The 24,766-nt window shown below is 63.6% G+C and carries 22 protein-coding genes; 14 read left to right on the top strand and 8 right to left on the bottom strand.

The window, feature by feature from the left end; genetic code table 11:
- Positions 1-8: 8 nt before the first annotated feature.
- From RM2_RS01080 to RM2_RS01090, 3 genes are read right to left on the bottom strand one after another with little or no spacing between them, the layout of a single operon-like run.
- Positions 9-1,214 (bottom strand): thiolase family protein, encoded by a 1,206-nt coding sequence (locus RM2_RS01080; protein WP_072686989.1) that lies wholly within the window; start codon positions 1,212-1,214, stop codon positions 9-11.
- Positions 1,214-2,278: a thiolase family protein gene (locus RM2_RS01085; RefSeq protein WP_072686990.1), complete on the bottom strand. Its 1,065-nt coding sequence runs from the start codon at positions 2,276-2,278 to the stop codon at positions 1,214-1,216. Before RM2_RS01085 ends, RM2_RS01080 begins: the two co-directional genes overlap by 1 nt.
- Positions 2,279-2,290: 12 nt before the next feature.
- Positions 2,291-3,271 carry a Zn-ribbon domain-containing OB-fold protein gene (locus RM2_RS01090; RefSeq protein WP_084721578.1) on the bottom strand — a complete coding sequence of 327 codons (981 nt, stop codon included), beginning with the start codon at positions 3,269-3,271 and terminating at the stop codon, positions 2,291-2,293.
- Positions 3,272-3,350: 79 nt separating this feature from the next.
- Between RM2_RS01090 and RM2_RS01095 the strand changes: the two genes are divergently transcribed.
- Positions 3,351-4,388: an LLM class F420-dependent oxidoreductase gene (locus tag RM2_RS01095; protein ID WP_072686992.1), complete on the top strand. Its 1,038-nt coding sequence runs from the start codon at positions 3,351-3,353 to the stop codon at positions 4,386-4,388.
- An 82-nt stretch (positions 4,389-4,470) separates the two neighbouring features.
- Here RM2_RS01095 and RM2_RS01100 read toward each other — a convergent pair whose 3' ends face one another.
- Positions 4,471-5,397, bottom strand: a complete 927-nt coding sequence (locus RM2_RS01100) for a bile acid:sodium symporter family protein (RefSeq protein WP_072686993.1) — start codon at positions 5,395-5,397, stop codon at positions 4,471-4,473.
- Positions 5,398-5,530: 133 nt separating this feature from the next.
- Entirely contained in the window at positions 5,531-6,355 is an 825-nt protein-coding gene (locus RM2_RS01105; protein ID WP_072686994.1) for a crotonase/enoyl-CoA hydratase family protein, read from the bottom strand.
- Between the two features lie 78 nt (positions 6,356-6,433).
- Here RM2_RS01105 and RM2_RS01110 point away from each other — a divergent pair, with 78 nt between their 5' ends.
- A complete protein-coding gene (locus RM2_RS01110) occupies positions 6,434-8,101 on the top strand; it encodes an acyl-CoA synthetase (RefSeq protein WP_072687196.1) in 1,668 nt (555 codons plus the stop codon).
- Positions 8,102-9,217 carry an NAD(P)H-dependent flavin oxidoreductase gene (locus tag RM2_RS01115; RefSeq protein ID WP_072686995.1) on the top strand — a complete coding sequence of 372 codons (1,116 nt, stop codon included), beginning with the start codon at positions 8,102-8,104 and terminating at the stop codon, positions 9,215-9,217.
- A 5-nt stretch (positions 9,218-9,222) separates the two neighbouring features.
- Here the strand turns inward: RM2_RS01115 and RM2_RS01120 are convergent, their stop codons facing one another.
- From RM2_RS01120 to RM2_RS01130, 3 genes are read right to left on the bottom strand one after another with little or no spacing between them, the layout of a single operon-like run.
- Positions 9,223-10,794: a long-chain-fatty-acid--CoA ligase gene (locus RM2_RS01120; protein ID WP_072686996.1), complete on the bottom strand. Its 1,572-nt coding sequence runs from the start codon at positions 10,792-10,794 to the stop codon at positions 9,223-9,225.
- Positions 10,791-11,912 (bottom strand): acyl-CoA dehydrogenase family protein, encoded by a 1,122-nt coding sequence (locus RM2_RS01125; RefSeq protein WP_072686997.1) that lies wholly within the window; start codon positions 11,910-11,912, stop codon positions 10,791-10,793. Before RM2_RS01125 ends, RM2_RS01120 begins: the two co-directional genes overlap by 4 nt.
- Positions 11,913-11,923: 11 nt before the next feature.
- Positions 11,924-13,111 carry an acyl-CoA dehydrogenase family protein gene (locus RM2_RS01130; protein ID WP_072686998.1) on the bottom strand — a complete coding sequence of 396 codons (1,188 nt, stop codon included), beginning with the start codon at positions 13,109-13,111 and terminating at the stop codon, positions 11,924-11,926.
- A gap of 258 nt (positions 13,112-13,369) precedes the next feature.
- Between RM2_RS01130 and RM2_RS01135 the strand changes: the two genes are divergently transcribed.
- The 11 genes from RM2_RS01135 (at position 13,370) to RM2_RS01185 (ending at position 24,751) form a co-directional block, all read left to right on the top strand.
- Complete coding sequence (locus tag RM2_RS01135) at positions 13,370-13,561, top strand: ferredoxin (RefSeq protein ID WP_072686999.1); 192 nt, start codon at positions 13,370-13,372, stop codon at positions 13,559-13,561.
- 103 nt (positions 13,562-13,664) lie between these two features.
- Positions 13,665-14,582 carry a 3-oxoacyl-ACP reductase gene (locus RM2_RS01140; RefSeq protein ID WP_072687197.1) on the top strand — a complete coding sequence of 306 codons (918 nt, stop codon included), beginning with the start codon at positions 13,665-13,667 and terminating at the stop codon, positions 14,580-14,582.
- A gap of 588 nt (positions 14,583-15,170) precedes the next feature.
- The gene (locus RM2_RS01145; protein WP_072687000.1) at positions 15,171-15,935 is read left to right on the top strand and encodes an MlaE family ABC transporter permease; all 765 of its coding nucleotides are present in this window, start codon (positions 15,171-15,173) and stop codon (positions 15,933-15,935) included.
- Positions 15,936-15,955: 20 nt separating this feature from the next.
- Entirely contained in the window at positions 15,956-16,807 is an 852-nt protein-coding gene (locus tag RM2_RS01150) for an MlaE family ABC transporter permease (protein WP_072687001.1), read from the top strand.
- Between the two features lie 12 nt (positions 16,808-16,819).
- Positions 16,820-17,995 carry an MCE family protein gene (locus RM2_RS01155; protein WP_072687002.1) on the top strand — a complete coding sequence of 392 codons (1,176 nt, stop codon included), beginning with the start codon at positions 16,820-16,822 and terminating at the stop codon, positions 17,993-17,995.
- On the top strand, positions 17,992-19,014 hold the full coding sequence (locus RM2_RS01160; RefSeq protein WP_084721579.1) for an MCE family protein: 1,023 nt from the start codon (positions 17,992-17,994) through the stop codon (positions 19,012-19,014). The genes RM2_RS01155 and RM2_RS01160 overlap by 4 nt, the downstream gene beginning before the upstream one ends.
- Positions 19,015-19,016: 2 nt before the next feature.
- Positions 19,017-20,072: an MCE family protein gene (locus tag RM2_RS01165; protein ID WP_072687003.1), complete on the top strand. Its 1,056-nt coding sequence runs from the start codon at positions 19,017-19,019 to the stop codon at positions 20,070-20,072.
- Positions 20,069-21,352 (top strand): MCE family protein, encoded by a 1,284-nt coding sequence (locus RM2_RS01170; protein WP_072687004.1) that lies wholly within the window; start codon positions 20,069-20,071, stop codon positions 21,350-21,352. Before RM2_RS01165 ends, RM2_RS01170 begins: the two co-directional genes overlap by 4 nt.
- Positions 21,349-22,560 carry an MCE family protein gene (locus tag RM2_RS01175; protein ID WP_072687005.1) on the top strand — a complete coding sequence of 404 codons (1,212 nt, stop codon included), beginning with the start codon at positions 21,349-21,351 and terminating at the stop codon, positions 22,558-22,560. Before RM2_RS01170 ends, RM2_RS01175 begins: the two co-directional genes overlap by 4 nt.
- A complete protein-coding gene (locus RM2_RS01180) occupies positions 22,557-23,972 on the top strand; it encodes an MCE family protein (RefSeq protein ID WP_072687006.1) in 1,416 nt (471 codons plus the stop codon). The genes RM2_RS01175 and RM2_RS01180 overlap by 4 nt, the downstream gene beginning before the upstream one ends.
- Entirely contained in the window at positions 23,939-24,751 is an 813-nt protein-coding gene (locus RM2_RS01185) for an Rv1363c family protein (RefSeq protein ID WP_245813683.1), read from the top strand. The genes RM2_RS01180 and RM2_RS01185 overlap by 34 nt, the downstream gene beginning before the upstream one ends.
- The last annotated feature ends 15 nt before the right edge of the window (positions 24,752-24,766 follow it).

The raw sequence follows: 24,766 nt of genomic DNA on the forward strand, positions 1-24,766 counted from the left end.
CCCCGTTACTAGTTGTTCGGTCGGTCGGAGCCGACCACCCACATCGAGAAGTACTGTGAACCGCCGCCGTAGGCGTGGCCGAGCGCTTTGCGTGCGTTCTGCACCTGGTGGTCACCGGCGCGGTGCATCACTTGCATCGCCGATTCGGCGAACCGGATCATGCCCGACGCACCGATGGGGTTGGACGACAGAACGCCGCCGGACGCGTTGACCGGAAGTCGGCCGCCGATGGCGGTCTCGCCCGCCTCGGTCAGCTTCCAGCCCGCGCCCTCCGACACGAAGCCGAGGTTCTCGAGCCACATCGGTTCGAACCAGGAGAAGGGGACATAGATTTCGGCCACGTCGATCTCGTCGAGCGGTTCCCTGATGCCCGCGGCCTTCCACAGCGCGGCTGCAGCGTCACGGCCTGCCTGCGGATTGACCTGATCTCGTTCCGAGAACGTGGTGGGCTCGGTGCGCATTGCGGTGGCGTGAATCCACGCGACCTCCCGGCCCTCGGCCGTCACCTCCGCCGCGGCCTCCTCGTTGCCGATCACCATCGCACAAGCGCCATCGGATGACGGGCAGGTCTCGTCGTAGCGGATCGGATCCCACAACATCTGCGAGGCCTGTACCGATTCGAGGGTGATGTCGGGCTGCTTCAGGTGTGCGTACGGGTTGAGGCTGCCGTTGAGTCGATCCTTCACCGCCACCATCGCACCGATGTGGTCGGGCGCGCCGGACCGCCGGATGTACGAGCGGACGTGTGGCGCGAAGTATCCACCCGCGCCGGCACCCACCGGCATGTTGAACGGGATGGGGGTGGACAGCGCCCACATAGCGTTCGACTCGGACTGTTTCTCCCACGCCACCGTCAGCACCCGCTTGTGCACGCCGGACTTGACGAGGCTCGACGCGACGACCGCCGTCGATCCGCCCACTGATCCCGCCGTGTGCACACGCAGGAGCGGCTTGCCGTTGGCGCCCAGAGCGTCGGACATCGCGAGTTCGGGCATCATCGAACCCTCGAACAGGTCGGGAGCCTTGCCGATCACTATTGCATCGATGTCGTCCCAGCCCACCCGCGCGTCCTCCATCGCGCGGTCGATCGCCTCGCGAACCAGACCCGACATGGACACGTCGTGGCGCTTCGCCACATAGTGGGTCTGACCGGTGCCGAGCACCGCGGCCAATTGCCCGTCTCGGGCCGAGCGAGAAAAGGTGTTGTCGGACATCAGTTCCGCCCCTCCAAGACTGCGACCAAATTCTGTTGCAACACAGCGCCGCTGGTAGCGTGCGCCAACGTTCGTCCGGCGTTGCCGTCCATGATGGCCTGGGCTGCGTAACCTATGCGTTCGAGACCTGCGGCGAACATCGGATTCCCGCTCAGCGGGCCACCCGACGGGTTGATCGTCGTCGCATCGGTGAGCCCGATGGCCTCGCACAGGATCAGTTCCTGATGGGTGAAGGGTCCGTGCAGTTCCGCGACGTCGAGGCCGCCGAGGTCGCCGCCGGTCGCGGCCCGCGCAGCGGAGGTCGTCGACGGTGAGACCGTGATGTCGCGGGCCCCGAAATTTGGGGAGTCGATCCGGTGCTCGATCCCGGTGATCCATGCGGGCCGCTCGCGCAACTGTCGGGCGCGGTCGCCCGACGCGAGGATGACCGCTGCCGCCCCGTCCGTGATCGGTGCACAGTCGTGCGCGCGCAGGGGGTCGGCGACGAAGGGGGTGGCGAGTAGGTCGTCGATGTCTACGCGCCCCGACAATTGTGCGTTCGGATTTGTTTCCGCTGCTGCCCTGCTGCGGACGGCTACCGCAGCCATGTCTTCGGCCGTCCACTTGCCCGAGTCGAGTCCGAGTCGGGCTTGTAGTCCGGCGATGGACACGGAGTCGAGGGCGAGTGGTGCCACCAGATAGGGGTCGAGTTGCATCGACAGGGTCTTGCGGAGGTTGCCCGCCGAGGACTTGCCGAACCCGTAAACCAGCGCGGTGTCGACCTCCCCGGTCATAATTTTGACCCAGGCCTCGTAGAAGGCCCATGCCGCATCCATCTCGACGTGCGACTCGTTGATCGGTGGCACCGCGCCTATGGAATCGATGGCGGAGATGAAGGAGAACGATCGGCCGGCCAGGTAGTCGGAGGACCCCGAGCACCAGAATCCGATGTCGGACTTCGTGATTCCGAGGTCATCGTAGAGCTTCTGGAAACAGGGGACCAGCATCTCGACCCCGTTGGTGGTGCCGGTGGTCTCGCGCACGTGCGGTGCGTGCGCGAAGCCGACGACTGCGATATCTGTCATTGTGTCGCGCCCCTACAGGTGGTGTTTGAAGGTGTCGTAGTCGGCGTCGGGCTCACCCGTCGGCCTGAAATACTCGATGTTCTCGAGGGTGTGGTCCCACTCTTCGCGGGGTCTCCACTTGGCCTCCACACGCATGCCCATCCGAACGTCGGAGGCGTCGCAGTCGAGGATCAGGTGCAGAAACGCGATGTCCGCGCCGTCGAGCAGAACGTAGGCCGCGACGTACGGGGGCTTGATCCGCTGTCCAAGGAAGGGGACGTTGACGACGCAGAACGTCGTGACGATGCCTTTGTCCGGCAATTCCACCTGTTCCTTGGTCGGGATGCCATCGGTGGGGTTGGCGCTGCGCGGCGGGATGTACACCTTCCCGTCGAGCCCGGTGCGGCCCCCGATCAGCTTTCCCTCCTTCAGCCCGCGGAGGTAGAAACTCTCCTCCGCGGAGGCCGAATGCATGTAGTCGAGGTCGATCGGCGTCGTGATCATCGTGACCGGTTCGGTGTCACCGACGGCCGGGTGCTCGCCCGTCGATTCGCCCGGTTCGAAGCACACGATGTCCTGGATGCGCCCGAAGCGTTCCTCGGCCCACTTTGCCCGCACCCTCATTCCCGTTCTCATCCTGGCAGGGGAGCCGACGTCCACCGCGTGCAGCAATGAGGTGTCTGCACCGTCCAGCATGATCAGGGCCCACGCGAAGGGGGTGGTGAGTGGCTGTCCGGCAATGGGTTCCGGCATCCACGTCCAGCTCACCACGGTCCCGGCATCGGAGACCCCGACGAAGTCGGTGAGGGGTTCGGCCGTGCGTGCGTCGAATTCGGGTGGTGGTACATAGACGCGCCCATCCGATCCTCGGGCGCCGATGACCCTGCGCTCGCGCAGCGCAGTCACGAAGGCTCCGATTGTCGGACCCACCGATCGGGTGTAGTCGAAGTGAAGTTTCAGCGGGGCGCTCAGTGGTTCATTGGAGAACGTTTCGGTCACAGCGCTCTTTCCCATCGTCACAACTTCGAGTAGAACAGGTTCTAGTGTATGTGGCAAGTGCCACTTCTGACGACCGACGATACGGAGACATTTGATGAAGCTCGGGTTGCAACTGGGATACTGGGGAGCGCAACCGCCGGCAAACGCGCCGGAGTTGATTGCCGCCGCGGAAGCAGAAGGTTTCGATGCCGTCTTCGCGGCCGAATCGTGGGGTTCCGATGCGTTCACCCCTCTCGCCTGGTGGGGTTCGAGCACTGAACAGGTGAGGCTGGGCACGTCCGTCGTCCAAATTTCTGCGCGCACACCCACCAGTACCGCCATGCACGCCCTCACCCTTGATCACCTCAGCGGAGGTCGGGCCATCCTCGGGCTCGGCGTGTCGGGGCCGCAGGTGGTCGAGGGGTGGTACGGACAGCCGTTCACGAAGCCCCTCGCCCGCACCCGCGAATACGTCTCGATCGTCCGCAAGGTCCTCGCCCGTCAAGGGCCGGTCACCAACGACGGCCCGCACTTCCCGCTGCCCTATTCCGGACCCGGTAGTACCGGTTTGGGTAAGCCTCTGAAGCCGATCACCCATCCGTTGCGCGACGACGTCCCGATCTGGCTCGGCGCCGAAGGTCCTAAGAACGTGGCCCTCACCGCCGAGATCGCCGACGGTTGGCTTGCCATCTACTACTCGCCGCGCCTCGCCCCGATGTACAACGAATGGCTCGACGAGGGTTTCGCACGCGAGGGGGCACGTCGCAGTCGGGAGGACTTCGAGGTCGCCGCCACCTGTCAGGTGATCGTCACCGAAGACCGCGCTGCCGCCATCGCCGGACTCAAGCCGATCACCGCTCTCTACGTCGGGGGGATGGGCGCCCCCGAGCTCAACTTCCATGCGCAGGTCTACACGCGCATGGGCTATGGCGACCAGGTCAAGGAAATCGGCCGACTGTTCCGTGCCAGCCGCAAGGACGAAGCCGCTGCCGTCGTTCCCGACGAGATGGTCGCCGAGACAATGATCATCGGCAACCTCGACCAAGTCCGCGCCGACGTCAAGCGCTGGGCCGATGCCGGGGTCACCATGCTCGTCGTCTCCTGCCACGACGCCGACCACATCCGGCAGCTGTCGTCGGCGGTTCTCGGCTGATCAGGTGGCGAGCAGGGAGTCGAGCCGCAGTGCTACCGGCAACTACTGCTGTGTCACGACACCTGCACGGCTCCTCAAAGTACTACCGGGGCCCTTCCAGTCCGGATGCCCTCTCGGCTCCTTTGCGGACCGGGCGGGCGCTCGCCGCTGCGGACCCTCGGCTCCGGCTGATCAGCCACCCGACGGCCGCAGCGGCCGGGAACATCACGACGCCGTACACGGCGGCGGGGACGGCGATGTCGACGCTGTGGAGGACACTGATCGAGATCGCTATCGCGAGTGTGCTGTTGTGGATGCCGATCTCCATCGAGCACGCGATGGACTGCCGCTTGTCTGTACCGAGAAGCTTCGGAATGAAATAGCCCACAGTCAGACTCGCGAGGCAGAAGAGAGTCGTGACCGCCCCGACATCGGCGAGGTAGCTCCCGACGTTCTCCCGCTCGGCGGCGATGGTGCCGACGATGACGAGCACAAGGACGACGGCCGACGCGATCCGTACGGGCCGGTCCATGCGCCTCGCGAAGTCGGCGCGGTTGGCGCGCACCAGCATGCCGATCACCACTGGGATGAGCACGATCGCGAACACCTGCAGAACCTTGGTGAATTCGAGGCCCATCGTGCCGGTGGTGGCAGGGTCGAAGTGCCCGAGTGCGAAGTTCGTGATGATCGGCAGCGTCACGACCGCAATCACCGAATTAACCGCGGTGAGAGTGATGTTCAGCGCGACGTCACCCCGGTATAGGTGACTGAAGAGATTCGCCGTGGTGCCGCCGGGTGAGGCGGCGAGCACCATCATGCCGACCGCGAGCAGGGGTGGCAGATCGAACAGCAGTACCAGGCCGAATGCGACCGCGGGCAGGATCAGCAACTGGCACGCCAGCGCGATCGTCACGACGCGGGGATGCCGTGCGACACGCGCGAAATCGGCGACCGTCAGCGACAGGCCGAGTCCGAACATGATGATCGCCAGCGCCGCCGGTAGGGCAACAGTGGCCAGGGGTGAGTTCAAGTCGATCGCCGTTCTCGTATGCAGATGTCACGCGCACACTAGCGGGACCGCAACCCCCTCGTGGTCGGTTCGCCCGAACTCGGACGCCGGCCAACGAAGTGAACTCACCTTGGTTATGCGTCACTGCATACAGCTAGCGCCCCTCAAAATTCGGCGCGCGCTTCTCGGTGAAGGCGCGGGGGCCCTCCTTGGCGTCTGCACTCTTGAAGACTTCGGTGCCGAGGGCGGCGTCAACCTGGAAGGCATCTTCTTCGTGCATGCCTTCGGTGTCGCGGATGGTTTTCAGGATGGCCTGAACCGCGAGGGGGCCGTTGGCTGCAATGAGGTCGGCGAGTTCGAGGGCCTTGTCGAGCGCCTGCCCGTCCGGGACGACGTGCCCGATAAGTCCGATCTCCTTGGCTTCGGGCGCCTTGATGTGGCGACCGGTGAGCAGGATGTCGGCCGCGACGGTGTACGGAATCTGCCGGACGAGGCGCACCGCCGATCCACCGAGGGGAAACAGTCCCCACTTCGCCTCGGAGACGCCGAATTTGGCGCTTTCGCCGGCGACGCGGATGTCGGTGCCCTGGAGGATTTCGGTGCCGCCCGCAATGGCTGGACCTTCGACTGCGGCGATGAGTGGCTTCGTGACGCGTCGGCCCTTCAGGAGTGCCTCGATCTTTGACAGGTCCCAGCCGCCGCCGGAAAAGGAGTCACCGGGGTGCTGTGACGTCATGGCTTTCAGGTCCGCGCCCGCGCAGAACGCCCCGCCTGCGCCGGTGAGGATTGCGACCCGGATGTCCGGGTCGGAGTCGACCTGCTCCCATGCGTCCCGCATGATCGTCATCATTTCGCCGGACAGCGCATTCTTCGCCTCGGGGCGGTTCATCGTGACGATCAGAACGTGTCCGCGCTTCTCGACGAGGCAGTGCGGCGACTGTGCCGAGACGTCGGACTTTTCGGTCGTTGTGGAGGACACTGAAATCTCCCGAAGGTATGTGAGCTGGATCTCGAATTGGGTCTTGCCAGAAACGGTAACACGTTCTACTTTGTTGACGTGGCCCTTAACATCGCAGACCTCGTAGAGCACACAATCGATCTTATTCCCGACCGTGTCGCGCTGTTGGCCGGCGATCGGGAGGTGACGTATGCGCAGTTGGAGGAGAGGGCCAATCGCCTCGGCCACTACCTGCGTGAACAGGGTGTCCAGCCCGGCGACAAAGTAGGTATATACTGCCGCAACACCATCGAAGCGATCGAAGCCATGGTGGCGGTCTTCAAGATCCGCGCAGTGATGGTGAACGTCAACTATCGCTACATCGAGAACGAATTGCACTACATCTTCGACAACTCGGACATGGTTGCACTCATCCACGAGCGTCGGTATTCCGACAAGGTGGCCGCTGTGCTGCCCGAGACACCGCTGCTGAAGACCACCATCGTAATCGAAGACGGTACCGAACTCGCGTACGAAGGGGTCGAGTACGAGGCCGCGCTGGCGCAGAGTTCCCCCGACCGCGATTTCGGTGAACGTAGCAACGACGACCTGTACATGCTCTACACCGGCGGCACCACCGGGAAGCCCAAGGGTGTCATGTGGCGCCAGGAAGATGTGTGGCGAGTGCTCGGCGGCGGCATCAACTTCATCACCGGCGAATACGTCGAGGACGAGTGGGAACTCGCTAAGGTCGGCGCCGAGAACCCCGTCATGGTCCGCTTTCCGATTCCGCCGATGATCCACGGTGGCAGCCAGTGGGCGGTGTTTCACAGCCTGTTCGGTGGCGGCACGTGCGTCATGCACCCGGAGTTCGGCGGCCACGACGTATGGCGGATCATCGACAAGCACAAGGTCAACCTCATCTTCATCACGGGTGATGCCATGGCGCGTCCCATGCTCGACGCACTGTTGGAGGGCAACAAGGCGACCGGCGAGCCATACGATCTGTCCTCTCTGTACGTGATGGCGAGTTCGGCGGCGCTGTTCTCGCCGAGCATCAGGGAGAAGTATCTCGAACTTCTGCCCAACCGTATGATCACCGACTCCATCGGTTCGTCCGAGACTGGCTTCGGCGGCCTTGCGGTGGTCGCGAAGGGCGAGTCGCGCGGCGGCGGACCGACGGTGAAGATCGACGCGTCCACTACGGTTCTCGACGACGTGGGCAACCCGGTCAAACCGGGTTCAGGTGAGATCGGCTTCCTCGCGCGCAGGGGGCACCTCCCGCTCGGCTACTACAAGGATGACGAGAAGACCAAGGCCACCTTCAAGGAATTCAACGGGATCCGCTACGCCATTCCCGGCGACTTCGCGCGGGTGGAGGCCGATGGCACGGTAACCATGCTCGGCCGCGGTTCGGTATCGATCAACAGCGGAGGCGAGAAGATCTTCCCCGAGGAGGTCGAGGGCGCGCTGAAATCGCATCCTGACATCTTCGACGCATTGGTCGTCGGCATCCCCGACGAGCGCTTCGGCCAACGCGTTGCGGCCGTCGTACAGACCCGTGACGGGCTGCGACCCGGCCTGCACGAAATCGCCGCGGCGGTGCGCAAGGAGCTTGCGGGATACAAGGTTCCGCGCAGTCTGTGGTTCGTCGACGAGATCAAGCGTTCGCCGGCAGGCAAACCAGACTATCGCTGGGCCAAGGAGCAGACCGAGGCCCGTCCGGCCGACGACCACAACGGCGGCGGCGAGTCCGAGAGCAGCACCATCAAGAGCAGTGAGGCCTAAATGCACACAGGGTTGAGCGAGAAGTTCGGCATCGAGTACCCGATCTTCGGGTTTACTCCGTCCGAACACGTAGCCGCGGCGATTTCCCGGGCCGGCGGCTTGGGAGTCCTCGGCTGCGTCCGTTTCAACGACCCCGAGGAGCTCGAGGCCGTTCTGACGTGGCTGGACGAGAACACCGACGGCAAACCGTATGGTGTCGACATCGTGATGCCTGCGAAGATCCCGACCGAGGGCACGTCGGTGGACCTCGACTCGCTGATCCCGGACGAGCACCGAGCGTTCGTCGACCGGACTCTGTCGGAACTCGGTGTACCGGGGCTGGATTCGGGCATCGAACACGCCGAGGGTGTACTCGGCTGGCTGCACTCGGTGGCGCGCTCACACGTGGATGTGGCGCTCAATCACCGCATCGCGCTGATCGCCAATGCTCTCGGGTCGCCGCCGAAGGATGTGGTCGACCGCGCTCACGAGAAGGGCGTGCCGGTGGCGGCGCTTGCCGGCGCGGTCGAGCATGCGCGTAGGCACGTCGAGAACGGCGTCGACATCGTCATCGCACAGGGTTACGAGGCCGGTGGGCACACCGGCGAGATCGCATCTATGGTGCTCGTTCCCGAGATCGTCGATGCCATTGGTGATTCCGCCGCAGTACTCGCAGCCGGGGGAATCGGGAGTGGGCGTCAGGTGGCCGCGGCGCTGTCGCTGGGCGCCACCGGCGTCTGGATGGGGTCGTACTGGCTCACCACGTCCGAATACAAGCTAGGCGGTGCGTCGTCCGAGGGCCCGTCCGCCGTCCAGCAGGCATTCCTCCGTGCGACGTCCTCGGACACGGTGCGGTCGCGAATCTACACGGGCAAACCTGCTCGTCTTCTCAAGACCAAGTGGACCGAGGCTTGGTCGGCGCCGGAAGCGCCGGCGCCACTGCCAATGCCGCTACAGAACCTCTTGGTCAGCGAGGCGCATCAGCGGATCACCGCCTCCGAGAACCCGGACGTCGTGGCGATGCCGGTGGGTCAGATCGTCGGCCGGATGAACGAGATCCGTCCGGTGGCTGAGGTAATGGACGAACTCGTCGCCGGCTTCGACTCGGCGGTAACTCGCCTCGACGGCTTCAAATAGCACACTCACAGGGGGGAGTAGAGGGCGCCGTCGCGAACCCAGACTGGATCGCCGCAGTTGTCCGCTTCGGCGCTCAATACACGGGTGAGAACCTTGAACGTTGCGGTCCGTGGAAGTTCGGTGCACACCCGGATCAGGCTCGGGCGTTGCTTCGGACCCAGATCGGACTGCGCATCCAGGAAGTCGGCAAAGGCAATGGGATCGAAACCGCGCGTCGGGACGATTGCCGCCATCACGCGATCGCCGACCTCGGCGTCGGGTACCGCATACACCGATACCTGGGCGAATCCGTCGTAGCGCTGCAGGATGCGTTCGATAATCGCGGAACCGATGTTCTCGCCATCGACCCGCAGCCAGCCCGAACTACGCCCGGCGAAGTAGACGAACCCGTCCGCGTCCCGGTAGGCGAGGTCGCCGCTCCAGTACATGCCGCCGCGGATCCGTTCGGCATCGGCCGCGGGATCGTTGTAGTAGCCCGCGAATGCCCCCAGACCGGTGGTGTTGACGAGTTCGCCCGTCGCCGCGTCGGCGTTGACCAATCGGCCTGAGTAATCGAATTCCGCAGGCGGACAGGGTTGCCCAGTCTCGCCGTTCAAGATCGAGATCCCGTCTGGGAGCCTTCCCAGCGCACCCGGGGGCGCTCCGGGTGTGGCCGAAATGGCGATACCGCCTTCCGTGGAGCCGAACCCGTCGATCACTGCGGTACCGAAGCGACGCGAGAATGCGGCTACGGCCGGAGCGGATCCCTCGTTGCCGTACATCAATCGGAGGGTGTTGTCGACGTCGTCGGGCAATTCGGGAGTCGCCAGCACATACGCCAGTGGCTTGCCGACGTAGTTGGCGTACGTGACGCCGTACCTGCGGACATCGATGAGAAAGTTTGATGCGGAGAACTTGCGTCGCAACGCAATCGAACTGTGCCCGGCCAGTGCCACGGACCACGCCGCCATCATCGCATTGGAATGGAACAGGGGCATCGACATGTATACGACATCGTCCGGTGACAAACCGAAGCGCTCGGCGAGCATGATCCCGGGGTCGGCGATCTTCGCATGAGTGCAGCGCACTGCTTTCGGATCGCCGCTCGTTCCCGATGTGAAGATGAGCATGAACAGGTCGTTGGGCGCCACTGTCCGGGGGGTGAATTCGGGTCGTTCGCCGGCGAGCAACGCCGCCCACGACTCCGAATCCACGTCGATGACGGGCACATCGAGGCCGAGCCCTTTAAGCAACCCGGAGCGTCCACGTTCGGTGAAAATCACCTGGCATTTCGCGATCTCGACGTCGCGGGCCAGTGCGGCCCCGCGTCTGGTGGTATTGAGCCCCACCAGCACGGTGCCGGATAGTGCGGCCGCTCCTGCGAGGAGCGAGAACTCCGGTACGTTGTCCATCAGCACGCCGAAGTGCGGAGGCTCGTTGGCGTCGAGTAGATCCTCGAGGACCGCGGCACGCCGCTCACTCGCCCGCACGTGATCGGACCACGGCAGGAAGCGGTCTTCGAAGTACAGTCCCTGAGCCTGGGCGTCGGCGACCCCCAGGATCAGATCCGTGACTGTGCGCGTGTGCGCCGCTGTCATGAGGGGACGGTGGCCAATTCGGCTCCGAGCGTCCGCAATTGCTGCGTGGCCGAACCGAGTCGGAACTCGAGAGCCTTGGCGGCCAGGAAGTACCGGTGCACAGGATGGTCTTCGTCGAGTCCGACACCGCCGTGGACGTGGATGACGGTATGGGCGACCCGGTGCCCGGCATCGGAGGCCCAGAAGTTGGCGGTGTGGACGTCACCCGCCCCGGGCAGTCCCTCGCTGAGCCGCCATGCTGCCTGCCACAGTGTGAGTCGGACACCCTTGACGTCTATGTAGCCGTCGGCGAGTCGCTGCGCCACGGCCTGGAAGCTGCCGATGGGGCGGTCGAACTGCACCCGTTCGCGAGCGTACGCCGCGGTGAGTGCCAGTGCTTGGTCAAGCACTCCGTACTGATACGCGCAGGCGCCGAGGGAGCCGCGCTCGACGAGCCAGTCGACGATCTCACCCCCCTGCTCGATGGTGCCGAGAAGTCGGTCCTCGCCGACCACGACACCGTGCAGGGCCAACTCGCCGACGCTGGCCCGGTCGACGGTGTGTTGTCGGGTGACGGTCACGCCCGCGTCGTCAGGTCGGACGAGGAAGACAGCGACGCCGTTCGGGGTGGCGGCCGGGACCAGGAACAGGTCAGCCGACGGTGCAGCGTCCACGACGATCTTGGTGCCGTCGAGTATCCATCCGTTCGGGCCGCGCTCGGCGCGCGTGACGGGTGCGCCCGGGGTGTCGCCCAGTTCTTCGTCGAGAGCGACGGTGAGGATCTTCGTGCCCTTTGCCGCCGGCATCCCCCATTCGGACCGCTGTTGCGCGGTACCGTATTTCGCGATGGCACCTGCAGCCATGACGATCGTGGAGAGGTAGGGCACCGGGGCGACCGCGCGCCCGAGTTCGATGAGGATGCTGCACTGCTCGAGTACACCGAACCCGTCCCCACCCACCGATTCCGGGAGCGCGGCGCTCAGGACGTCAGACGCCGAGAGAGCTGACCAGAGACGACGGTCGAGTCGGTCGTCCGCGGCGTCGAGTTCGCGCAGCCGCTCGTTGGTGACCAGTTCTCCGACGATCCCGCGGGTGAGCCCCGCCAGATCCTGCTGGGCCTCGGTATAGGTGAAATCCATGTTCGTGTGTCCTAACGCTTGGCGGGGGGCAGTCCGAGGGCGGTCATGCCGATGATGTCGCGTTGCACCTCGTTGGTTCCGCCGCCGAAGGTGAGGATCAGCGACGAGCGGTGCATCCGCTCGAGGCGGCCGCGCAACAGGACGCCGGGGGAGTTCTGGCGCAGTGTGGCCGAAGGCCCGAGGATCTCCATCAGAAGGCGGTACGCCTCGGTGGCGAATTCTGTGCCGTACACCTTGTTGGCGGACGCGGCCTCCCGACCAGGTGCGCCATCCCCAGTCGCTCCAGAAGCGATCTCCCAGTTCATCAACTTGAGGTATTCGGCCTTGGCATGAACGCGCGCGAGGCTGATCTGGACCCATTCCTGGTCTATGACGCGGCGCCCGTCGGGCAACTTGGTGTTTTGCGCCCACTCGCGCACCTCGCGTAGGGCGGTCAGAACCGGTCCGGCGGATGTCAGGGCGACGCGTTCGTGGTTGAGTTGGTTGGTGATCAGGGACCAGCCGCCATGCTCGGGGCCGACGAGCGCGGACGAGGGAACCCGCACGTCCTGGTAGTAGGTCGCGCTCGTGTCCGGGCCCGCCATCGTGTGGACGGGGGTATACGAGAAGCCTTCGGCGGTCGTCGGAACGATCAGAACGCTGATGCCCTTGTGTTTCCTGGCCTCGGGATCGGTGCGGCAGGCCAGCCACACGTAGTCGGCGTACGCGATCAGGCTGGTCCACATCTTCTGGCCGTTGATGACGTAGTCGTCGCCATCTTTGACGGCGGCGGTGCGGAGGGCGGCGAGGTCGGTTCCCGCTTCGGGCTCGGAGTAACCGATCGAGAAGTGCAGTTCACCCGCGGAGATCTTGGGCAGGAAGTACGACTTCTGTTCCGGGGTACCGAAGTGCATGATCGTCGGTGCTACGGAGTTGATGGTGAGGAAGGGGACGGGCGCACCGGCGATGGCCGCTTCGTCGGTGAAGATCAGCTGCTCCATCGCCGAACGTTCCTGGCCGCCATACTCCTTGGGCCATCCGAGAGTCAGCCAGCCGTCCTTACCCATCTGGGAGACGACCTCGCGATAAACGTTGCCCTCGCCGTACTCGCCGGTATTGGCGGCCAGGGCTTCTCGACGCTCCGGCGTCATCAGCTTCGCGAAATACGCACGCAGTTCTTCCCTCAGCTGCTGTTGCTGCGGCGTGTAGGTGATGTGCATCGAAATACCTCTCCGGTCGAGAGCTGAAATCAGCAAAATCTGGCACAGGTTCCAGTCACTGCAATGGCGGAGCCGGCCCCGACTGGTTCCGAGGCGAGCCAGGTGGGACTGCTCGCAGTCGTGAAACGAATCATTGCACACGACTGGAACAGGTTCTAGTGTAATTGGAGGAACGGTGTCCGCCACATGTCGGCGGCGCCGGGGCCATGAATGACTCGACACCGTGAATGACTCGACAAGGGGAAGAGGAAATTAGCTATGGAGGTCAGAGTCGATTTCGACCGCTGTGAGGCCAATGGTGTCTGCGTAGGGATCGCACCCGACATCTTCGACCTCGACGACGACGATCAGCTGCACATCACTACCGCGGTTCTGCCCGCTGACCGGGAGGATGATGTGCGCACCGCGATCGCACAGTGCCCGAGGGCCGCGCTCAGCGAGCATCCCTGACCATTGTTGCCCAGAATAAGAACACGTTCTACAGTTGCTTTGTCCTGTCGTCTCGGCGGGGTTCCCGATCGCGTCGAGTGCGCAGAACCAGGAGAGCGTGTTCATGAATGCTGTGACTGACCGCGATGTGAACCTGGACGGCAAGGTGAGCGTCGTGACCGGCGCCGGATCCGGCCTCGGAAAGTTCGAGGCGATTGAACTTGCACGCGCGGGCGCGTCCGTCGTCGTCAACGACTTGGTCGCCAGCGATGCCGTGGAGGAGACTCTCGAGGAAATCCGGAGACTGGGCGCGAAGGTCGAATTCGTGGCCGGTGACGTCGGCGAACGATCCACTGCCGACGCGATCATGGAGGCGGCACACGGCCGACTGGGCGGACTCGACATTCTGGTGAACAATGCGGGCATTACGCGGGATCGCATGCTGTTCAACATGTCCGATGAAGACTGGGACCTGGTACTCAAGGTTCACCTCCGCGGCCACTTTCTGCTGTGCCAATCCGCGGCTTCGTACTGGCGGGGCGAGTCCAAGAAGGCCGCGGCGCCGGTTTACGGGCGGATCGTCAACACGTCGTCGGAGGCGGGGTTGCTCGGACCGGAGGGCCAGGCCAATTATGGTGCGGCCAAGGCCGGTATCACGGCACTGACCTTGTCGGCAGCCCGCGGGTTGTCCCGTTACGGCGTTCGTGCCAACGCGATCTGTCCCCGTGCCCGCACATCGATGACGGAGAAGGTCTTCGGTGAGGCCCCGGCTGAGGGCGTCGATCCGCTATCGCCCGAGCACGTGGCCGCTCTGGTCGCGTACCTCGCTTCGCCCGCTGCGGATTCCGTCAACGGACAGGTCTTCGTCGTGTACGGGCCGATGGTGGCGTTGATGGCGGCGCCAGTCGTCGAGCGCCGCTTCGACGCGGTGGACGGGCAGTGGACACCCGAAGCGCTCGCGGCCGAACTCGGCAGCTATTTCGGCGATCGTGATCCGGCAACTATGTTTTCGGCTGCCGCAGCCCTGAGGGATCTGGGTTGATCTGATTCTCCTGGGTGGATTCGCGATACGAAGTCCGCATCCTCTTCGTAGGCAATGTGCTTTGACGGCCGATATTGGGGGATACTGCAGAGCGGCTCCATCGGGACGGGTCATGTGATCATGGTGAGGATGCGCAGAAGGGGCACCGTCATTCTCTAGATCGTGTTCCAGTATTCCCGCGCGTGCGCGGCCGGCGATCGTTGGTCGAGAGGCGTCCCACGAGTATTCGGATTTTCGTCGCGAAGGCTCCCCTCCAATCGCCACCGTCCGGATCGCCGCCGTCGAATGTCCGCCGCGAGGTCGGCGCTGCTCATGCAGATCGATCAATATGTTTGTGCTATAGCGTCTTCAGATTGTTGAATCGAAGTCGTTCGTTGGCAAAGCCGTGTCTGTTTTGTGGGTGTAAAGCAACCTTTCTTTGATCGAAACCGCTCTTCGCTGAGTGGCGGATATGGGAAGATTCTTGCCGATGTGACACCGCCTTTGACAGGTGAACACGTTCTCAATAATATGACCCAAGTCACGGCCCGATGGGCTGGGCTCATGCGACAGTCTGTGCCGTGCGCGATCGTGGAACGAGGAGGGGCAATGGTTGACCTCTTCGAGGTGCCGTTACGTGCGGTCGGCGGGTTCTTCGCGATGTCGGGCGAGACTTTGAAGGCAGTCTTTTCGAGGCCATTCCAGCGCCGTGAGTTCGTGGACCAGGCATGGTTCATCGCTCGGGTCTCGATGGTGCCCACGGTGCTCGTCGCCATCCCGTTCACGGTCCTGGTGAGCTTCACCATCAACATCCTGCTCCGTGAGATCGGCGCAGCAGATCTCAGTGGTGCGGGCGCCGCACTCGGAACCGTCACTCAGGTCGGTCCCATCGTCACCGTGCTCATCGTGGCGGGCGCCGGTGCGACGGCGATCTGCGCAGATCTCTCCGCTCGCACCATCCGCGAAGAGATAGACGCGATGCGCGTGCTGGGTATCAATCCGATCCAACGACTGGTCGTGCCCCGTGTTCTGGCCTCGACCGTCGTGGCGCTCCTGCTCAACGGACTGGTCTGCACCATCGGCATTTTCGGCGGTTTCGTCTTCTCCGTCTACATCCAGGACGTCAACCCGGGCGCGTTCGTCAATGGCATCACGCTGCTCACCGGATTCGGGGAGCTTGTGATCTCGGAAGTCAAAGCCGGCCTGTTCGGCATGATCGCCGGCCTCGTCGCTTCCTACCTGGGCTTGAACGTCAAGGGTGGCGCGAAGAGTGTCGGTGACGCCGTCAATCAGACCGTCGTGTTCTCGTTCATGGCACTGTTCGTGGTCAACGTTCTCGTCACCGCCGTCGGCATCAAGCTGACGGCCGGGTGATCGACATGATGGTGGAGTAGATGGTGCCAGTCGCGACCGGGCGCTTTCCCCGAACTCGCCGACGATTCGCGTCGGCATCTCGTTCGATCGACCGACTCGGTGAACAGGCACTGTTCTTCGCGAAAGCCATTGGTTCGGCCCCGCACGCCTTGATTCACTACCGGCGGGAGACGCTACGGCTGATCGCCGAGATCAGCATGGGCACGGGTGCGCTGGCCGTCATCGGTGGCACCGTCGTGATCGTCGGCTTCCTGACGCTGTTCACCGGTGCCACCATCGCCGTGCAGGGGTTCAGTTCGCTCGGCAACATCGGTGTCGAGGCGCTCACCGGCTTCTTCGCGGCATTTATCAATGTGCGCATCGCGGCCCCCGTCATCGCGGGTATCGGGCTGGCTGCCACGATCGGCGCCGGCTCCACCGCCCAACTCGGCGCGATGAGGGTTTCGGAGGAGATCGACGCGCTCGAGACGATGGCGATCCCATCGATCCCGTACCTGGTGAGCACCCGCGTGATGGCGGGCATGATCGCGATCGTCCCACTGTACGCATTGGCGGTCATTGCATCATTCGTCGCGAGCCGATTCGCTACCGTGGTGCTCTACGATCAGTCGTCCGGCGTCTATGACCACTATTTCTCGACGTTCCTGATACCAACGGACATATTGTGGTCGTTTGCTCAGGCCATCGTGATGGCGATCGCGATCATGCTCATCCACACCTACTACGGATTCAACGCCTCCGGCGGTCCCGTCGGTGTCGGAGTCGCTGTCGGCAACGCGGTGCGCTCCTCACTGATCGCCGTCGTCACCGTTACCCTGCTCATCTCGCTCGCTATCTACGGGGCGTCCGGCAACTTCAACCTCTCGGGATAGGAGTGCCGGTAGATGGCTCATTCGGGTGTGAAGAAGAAGCTCGCGGCGCTCGCGCTCGTCGTGAGTCTTCTCACGATCGTTGGAGTCTCGTTGGCGATGTTCAACGGGACCTTCACCAAGTCCGTGCCCGTCACCGTCACGTCGGATCGTTCCGGGCTGGTGATGGACCCCGACGCGAAGGTCAAGCTTCTCGGCGTCGAGGTCGGTCGCGTCGGATCAATCGAGGACGTCACGAACGGCGCAGAGTTGGAGCTAGCCATCTACCCCGACATGTTGTCGCTGATTCCCTCCAACGTATTGGTGGAAATCACCTCCACCACCGTGTTCGGTGCCAAGTACGTGAATTTCACGATGCCCGCCGCCCCGTCGTCCAGTCATCTCCAGTCCGGCTCCGTCATTGCCTCAGACAATGTCACCGTCGAGTTCAATACCGTTTTCCAGCACCTCTCCGACGTGCTGGTCCAGGTGCAGCCCGAGAAGCTCAACGCCACCCTCGGTGCCATCTCGTCGGCACTGCGGGGGCGTGGCGATGAACTCGGCGCCCTGCTCGAGCAGGGAGACGAGTACCTGGCAAAAATGAATCCGAGTCTTCCTCAACTGCAAGAGGATCTGTCGAAGGCCGCACAGGTCACCGACGTGTACGCCGACACCGCACCGGATCTGCTGCAGGTGCTCGACAACGTAACGGCGACCAGCGCCACCGTCGTCGACGAGCAGGACAACCTGGACGCAGTGCTACTCAACGTCATCGGCCTGGCGGACACCGCAAACACACTGCTCAGTGATAACGAGCAGAATTTGGAATCCGTTCTCGACCTCCTTCTCCCGACGACGGAACTGCTGAACGAATACTCGCCCGAGATCTCCTGTTTCATCGTTGGGCTGAACAACGTGATCCCCCTCGCGGAACAACTCATCGGAGGCAATCAGCCGGGTATCGCGTTGAGTGCCAGCTTCCTGTACGGGCAGGAGCCGTACACCTATCCGCAGGATCTGCCGAAGGTGAATGCAACGGGTGGTCCGAACTGCTACGGCCTTCCGAATCCCGACCCGAATGTGAATGCAAAGTTCGTAGTGGCCGATACCGGAACGGTGCCGTTCGTGCCTTCAACGGAGGTCCAGGTGAACTTGCCGAAGGTTTTCCAGTTGTTGTTCGCGGGCGTGTATCCCGGGCAAGGCGGGCAGTGACGGTGCGGGCAACTTCGGTCAAACTGCTGATCTTCGCGACGGTGATGTCGGTGATCTTCGCCGGCCTCGCGCTGGTGTTCAGTCAGTACCGGTTCAGTAGTTCCCATGGCTACCACGCCACGTTCAGCGACGTATCAGGGCTGAAGTCCGGCGACAAGGTGCGAATCGCAGGTGTTCCGGTCGGCTCCGTCGACAACGTGAGCATCGACGACGACAACCTCGCCTCGGTCGATTTCACCGTCGACACCAAGTATTCGCTGTTCGACGGGACCAAGGCGACCGTGCGGTACGAGAACCTCGTCGGCGACCGATACATGGAAATTCTTGAGGGTGTGGGTTCGGTGGAACCACTGTCCGCCGGCGCCACGATCCCCGTCGACAACACCTCTCCCGCCCTCGATCTGGATCTACTGCTCGGCGGGTTCAAACCGCTGCTGCGGGCACTCGATCCGCAACAGGTCAACGACCTGTCCGCGGCACTGGTCCAGGTGTTCCAGGGGCAGGGGGACACACTGGTCTCGTTGCTCGGCAGCACAAGTTCGTTCACGAACACTCTGGCCGACCGGGACCAGTTGATCGGCGATGTGATCACGAACCTCAATGAGGTCCTCGGCACGATCAACGATCGTGGCGACCAGTTCAGTTCGACGCTGGACTCGCTGCAGCAGTTGGTCAGCGGGCTTTCGGAGGACCGTGAGCAGATCGGCGACGCCATCCCCCGAATCGCCGGGGCCACCGGGGATCTCGCAAACCTACTCGAAGGCACACGACCCCCGCTGCAGAGCACGATCGCCGAAGCCAACCGCACCGCCACCCAACTCTTGGCAGGAGAGGACGACCTCGACTGGGTTCTGCAGAATCTTCCGGACGCCTACCGGAAGCTCATTCGAATCGGCACATACGGCAGCTTCTTCCAGATGTACGTCTGCACAGTCAAGTTCAAGTTCTCCGGACCGGACGGATCGGATCTGATCCTCAATATGCCGGGTAGTCAGACGTCGGGGAGGTGTGCACCGTAGCCATGAAGAATGAACGCGATCCCGTACAAGTGGGAATCATCGGTGTCGCCGTCGCGAGCATGATCGTGATTGCCACCCTGCAATACGATCAGCTGCAATTCCTGTCGGGTGGAACGCAGTACTCGGCAAGTTTCGAGGACGCAGGCGGACTGATGACCGGTGACACTGTGACGCTCGCCGGTGTCGACGTCGGGAAGGTCGCGGACGTCGAACTCGACGAACAGCACGTGGTCGTCACGTTCACGATCGGGGACGGCATCGCTCTCGGCGACGCCACCGAGGCGAACATCAAGACCAACACCGTCCTCGGGCGTAAGTCGCTCGCGGTCACACCTCGCGGTCGGGACGCGATGCCAGTGGGGTCGACGATTCCGTTGGAGCGCACCAACTCTCCGTACTCGCTCAACGATGCGCTGGGAGACCTCACCACGACGGCGTCAGAACTGGATACCGACGAGATCAACGATGCGCTGAATGCGATGTCCGGCGCGCTGGAGAACACGCCGCCCGAACTGCGCATGGCCCTGGACGGGATGACCCGGTTGTCCGAGAGCATCAATTCTCGGGACGAGAGTCTGAAGCAACTTCTCTCGCGTGCCGAGAACGTGACGGGAATCCTCGCCGAGCGCAGCGGGCAGATCAACTCCCTGATCGTCGACGGGAACCAGCTGTTCGGCGAACTCGACCGGCGCCGGGCGGCGATCAGTCAACTGATCGTGAACATCTCGGCGGTGTCCCGGCAGCTGACCGGACTCGTCCTGGACAACCAGGAGCAGATGAAACCGACGCTCGACAAGCTGAACTCCGTCGTCGACGTCCTGCAGAGGAACAAAGACAACGTCGCGGACGCTCTCGACGGTCTCGCGCCGTATGCGACCCAACTCGGTGAGACGGTAGGTAGCGGCCCGTTCTTCATGGCCTACGTCTACAACATTGGCATCGGCAATGTGTTCCAGGGGCTGAGCGATGCGGTGACGTGGCCGGAGCACCTTCCGAACGACCTCGAGGCCTACACGGAGACGGGTCCGTCCTTCGAGTTGAGAGAACCGCCGCGATGACGAACATGGAAATGACTCGCACCCGGAAGACATGGTCGATCCGGGTAGGCGTTGCCGCCGTCGCGGCGGCGCTGATCGTGGGCGTCGCAGTGTTCTTTGTGCCCAACCCCTTCCAGGTCACGATCGCCGCAGACTTCCCGACCACGACCGGGCTGTATTCCGGAGACGACGTGCGCGTCCTGGGCGTCAAGGTGGGCACCATCGACAGCATTGAGCCGGGCGCAGACTTCGCGCGGGTCACGATGTCTGTCAAGAAGGGCGTCGAGATTCCCGCGGACGCCGCGGCTGTCATCGTCGCGCCCAGCCTGGTGTCGGGACGGTTCATCCAGTTGACGCCGGTGTATGAGGGCGGGTCGACGATGGGCGACGGCGCGAGCATCCCGATGGAGCGAACCGCAGTGCCGGTGGAGTGGGACGAGATCAAGACCGAGTTGAACAAGCTGTCGGAGGCGCTCGGCCCGCAGGGCGCCGACCCGCAGGGCGCCCTCGGCACGTTCATCGACACCGCTGCGGACAATCTCGACGGCAACGGTGAGTCGCTGCGCAGCACCCTGCGAGAGTTGTCGGAGACCATGCGGATCTTGTCGGACGGTCGGACGGACCTCTTCTCGACCATCCGTAACCTGCAGACCTTCGTGGCGGCACTGTCGTCGAGCAACGAGCAGATCGTCCAGTTCGAGGGCCGGCTCGCGTCGGTATCGAGCATGCTCGCCGACAATTCCGATGAGCTCGGAACGGCTCTGAACGATCTCGACATTGCACTCGGCGACGTCAACCGGTTCGTGGTGGAGAATCGGGCCGGCTTGAGTGAACAGGTGGGCCGTCTCGCCGACGCCACCCAGGTGCTCGCCGACAAGAGACCAGAACTAGAGCAGGTTCTCCACGTCGCCCCAACGGCCCTGGCTAACTTCAGCAATATCTACAAGCCGGCGCAGGGGTCGCTGGTCGGTGCTATTGCGATGTCGAATTTCGGGAACCCCGTCAACTTCATGTGCGGCGCCATTCAGAGCCTGGAGGCCAACGAGTCCGACCGGAGCGCCGATCTGTGCACGCAGTATCTGTCCCCGGTGCTCAACTCGCTGACGGCGAACTACCTGCCCATTCTGACCAATCCGATCACCGGGATGAATGCTTTTCCGGACCAGATCGCGTACACCCCACCCAGCTTGGAGGCATCCATGTCGGCGCAGTCCACCCCGCCCATGACCATTGCGGGGATGCCTACGGTCGACATACCCAAGAGTCTGCAGGATCTGCTCGAGTCGGGGGGTGGGCGATGACAAAACGCCTACGCGTCCATCGCACCGGCTTCGCGGCAGCAGCGATCGCGTTGTCCCTGACGCTGAGCGGGTGCGAGTGGGAAGGACTGAACTCACTTCCACTTCCCGGTACGGAGGGTCGTGGCGACGACGCCTACACGGTCGAGATCCAGATGCCCAATGTGACGACGTTGACCCAGAACTCACCGGTGCGCGTGAATGACGTGACGGTAGGCACGGTGACGGGAATCGACGTGCAGGGCTGGCATGCGCTGGTGTCGGTCTCGATCAACGGTGATGTCCAGTTGCCGGCCAACGCGACTGCCAAGATCGGCCAGACCAGTCTCCTGGGATCGCAGCACGTCGAATTGGCTCCGCCCGTCGACACCGCGGCCGAAGGAAGGCTTGAGAACGGTGATGTCATTCCGATCGAACGGGCGGGTGCCTACCCGACGACGGAACAGACACTGTCATCGTTGTCGGTGGTGCTCAACGGGGGCGGGATCGCCCAGATCCGAGATATCACCCAGGAACTCAACGCCGCACTGGGCGGCCGGGAAGAGGCGATCCGGGACCTACTTCCGCAACTCGATCAGCTCGTCACCAGCCTCGACCAGCAGAAGGGCGACATCATCGGTGCGATGGAAGGGCTCGACCGGTTGTCGGGCACGGTCAATGCTCAGAAGGCCACCCTTGACGCTGCACTGGAAGGCATCCCGCCCGCACTGGAAGTGCTCGTCGAGCAACGCCAGAACCTGACGACCGCGCTGGTCGAGGTGGGCAAGCTCAGCGACACGGTGACCCGGCTCGTAGAGAGCAGTGGCGAGGAGTTGAAGGCGAACCTGCGCAATCTCACGCCGGTTTTGCGTGAGCTCGCCAACTCCGGGAGTGCGCTGACCGAGGTGCTGACCCTGATGCTCACGTACCCGTTCCCTATGAAGACGATGGACGATGCGATCAAGGGGGACTACGCGAACCTCATGATGATGATCGACATGACCAACGAACGCATCGACAACAACTTCCTCACAGGAACGGCGCTCGGTGGGTCACTCGGCGGCGTCGAGGGTGCCGTGGGTGCGCTTGCCGGAGTGGCCGGGGAGTCGGGCGATCCGCTGAGGGCACCCCTGTTGCCGGCGGAGGATCCGGCACCTGCATTGCCGGCGATTCCCGGACTGCCACAGATACCCGGCCTTCCGCCGCAACTGGGAGGGGTGCCGGCACCATGAGAATGACGCGGTTCGTCCGAATTCAGCTGATCCTCTTCTCGATTCTCACCGTCATCGGACTGACGGTGATGTCAATCCAATACGTGAGGGTGCCGATGTTGCTCGGCATCGGGCGTTACGAGGTGTCTGTGGAGTTGCCCTCGACGGGCGGGTTGTACCCGAATGCCAACGTCGCGTATCGCGGCACCAATGTCGGTGTGGTCGAAGAGGTCACGCTCACCGGTAATGGTGTCGACGCGAGGATGTCACTCGACAGCAACTACAAGATTCCGGCCGATGTCGATGCGACCGTCAAGAGTGTGTCGGCGATCGGAGAGCAGTACGTCGATCTGATTCCGCGGGTCGACGGCGCCGATGCCGACGGACTGCAGCTCGCGGACGGCGACGTGATCCCAGTCGATCGTGCGAGCATCCCGCAGGATGTCGGCGAGATGCTTGACCAAGCAGACGTTCTGCTTGCGAGCATTTCGGACACCCGGCTACAGACGGTGATCGATGAGGCGTTCACGGCGTTCAACGGATCAGGCCCCGATTTGCGGCGACTCATCGACTCCGCGCGACTCTTCGTAGAGGAGGCGGACGCGAACGCCGACGCCACCAAGGATCTGATCGACCAGATCGACCCCCTGCTCGATACGCAGATCGTCAGCAGCGACGCGATCCGATCCTGGACGCGGGATCTGACGACATTCACCGATCAACTGCGGGCAAGCGACCCGAATCTGCGGTCAGTGCTCGCGAAGGCTCCGGGAGCGGCGCAGGAAACCACTCAGTTGTTCCAGGACCTGCAGCCGACCCTGCCGATCCTGCTCCGGAATCTGGTGAGTGTCGCTCAGGTCGGGGTCATCTACAACAAGAGCATCGAGCAGGTTCTGGTCATCTACCCGCCGTTGACCGCGGCGCTCGTGACAGCGGCGACGGGGGGACCGGTCGAGGACGGCGCGATCGTCGACTTCGCCCTGCAACTGACCGACCCTCCGGCGTGCACGACGGGGTTCCTCCCTGCGGATCAGCGGCGCAGTGGCGACCAGACGGACCCGATCGCCACCCCGAACAACCTTTACTGCAAGGCCGCCCCGGACGACCCGTCGGTGGTGCGTGGCGCGCGGAACCTGCCGTGTATGGAGTACCCTGGCCGCCGCGCGCCGACCGTGGAGGCGTGCCATGATGGCTGGGAGGCGATGGGAAACAACCCGCCTTACGGGCCGATCATGCCACCGGATGTACCTTCATTCATTGCCATTCCGAGTTCCTACGAAGGCGCCGCAACTGCGCCGATCACGGCCGTTCCCTACGACCCGGCTACCGGTAGCTTCATTGGTTCGGATGGAAAGACATACACCCAACCGGATCTGGCGGGGCAGGGAAAGGACTCCACGTGGCAGACGATTATGACAGGTCAGCAGCTTTGAGCTTCACCACAGATGGGCGCACCGCGGACTCCGCAGACGAGGCGCCGATCGTGCCGACGTCCGCACAGAAGGGCCGAAGCAGGCGGAGGGCCGTCCGTCACGCGGGCCCGCCGGTGGGCGAGACTGAGGCCACGAAGCCGGTCGTGCTGGCAAAGACGACTGATCGGACCGCTGAACCCGCAACGGAGCGGATTGAGACGAAAGAGACCTCTTCCGCGGCAGTTGCGGCACCGCCTGCACCGCTGGGGGCGCAGGCTGCCGGTGCGTCGGCTGCCGACGCACCGTGGCCCCGCAGGCCGCTGAAGTCATCATTGGCGTGGGTAATTACCGCATTGGTGATCGTCGCGCTCCTCGCGGCAACGGTGGTTCTGCTGTTCGATCAACGTTCCGCCCAGGAGCGGGACAACCGCCGCCAAGCGTTCGTCGACACCGCCCGGCAGACCGTAATGAATCTGACCACCATTCACCCCGAGACTGCGAAGGAAGACGTCGACCGGATCGTTGCCGGGGCGTCCGGGCAGTTCCTCGAGGAGTTCCAGGGCCGCGAGGATCCCTTCGTGGAAGTCGTGAAGGCCGCCGATGTGACCACCGAGGGCGACATCATCGAGGCGGGCATCGAGGAGGAGACGAAGATCTCCGCGAATGTACTGGTGGCCGCCCGAACGATGGTGACCAGCGCGGAACAGCCGGAACCCTCAGCACGCGACTTCCGAATGCGGGTAACCGTCACCGAAGTCGAGGGCAAACTGACCGCATCGAAGGTGGAGTTCGTCCCATGAGCGAGGACAATGCTC

Origin of the sequence: Rhodococcus marinonascens NBRC 14363, assembly GCF_001894885.1 — a bacterium.
GTDB lineage: Bacteria > Actinomycetota > Actinomycetes > Mycobacteriales > Mycobacteriaceae > Rhodococcus_F > Rhodococcus_F marinonascens.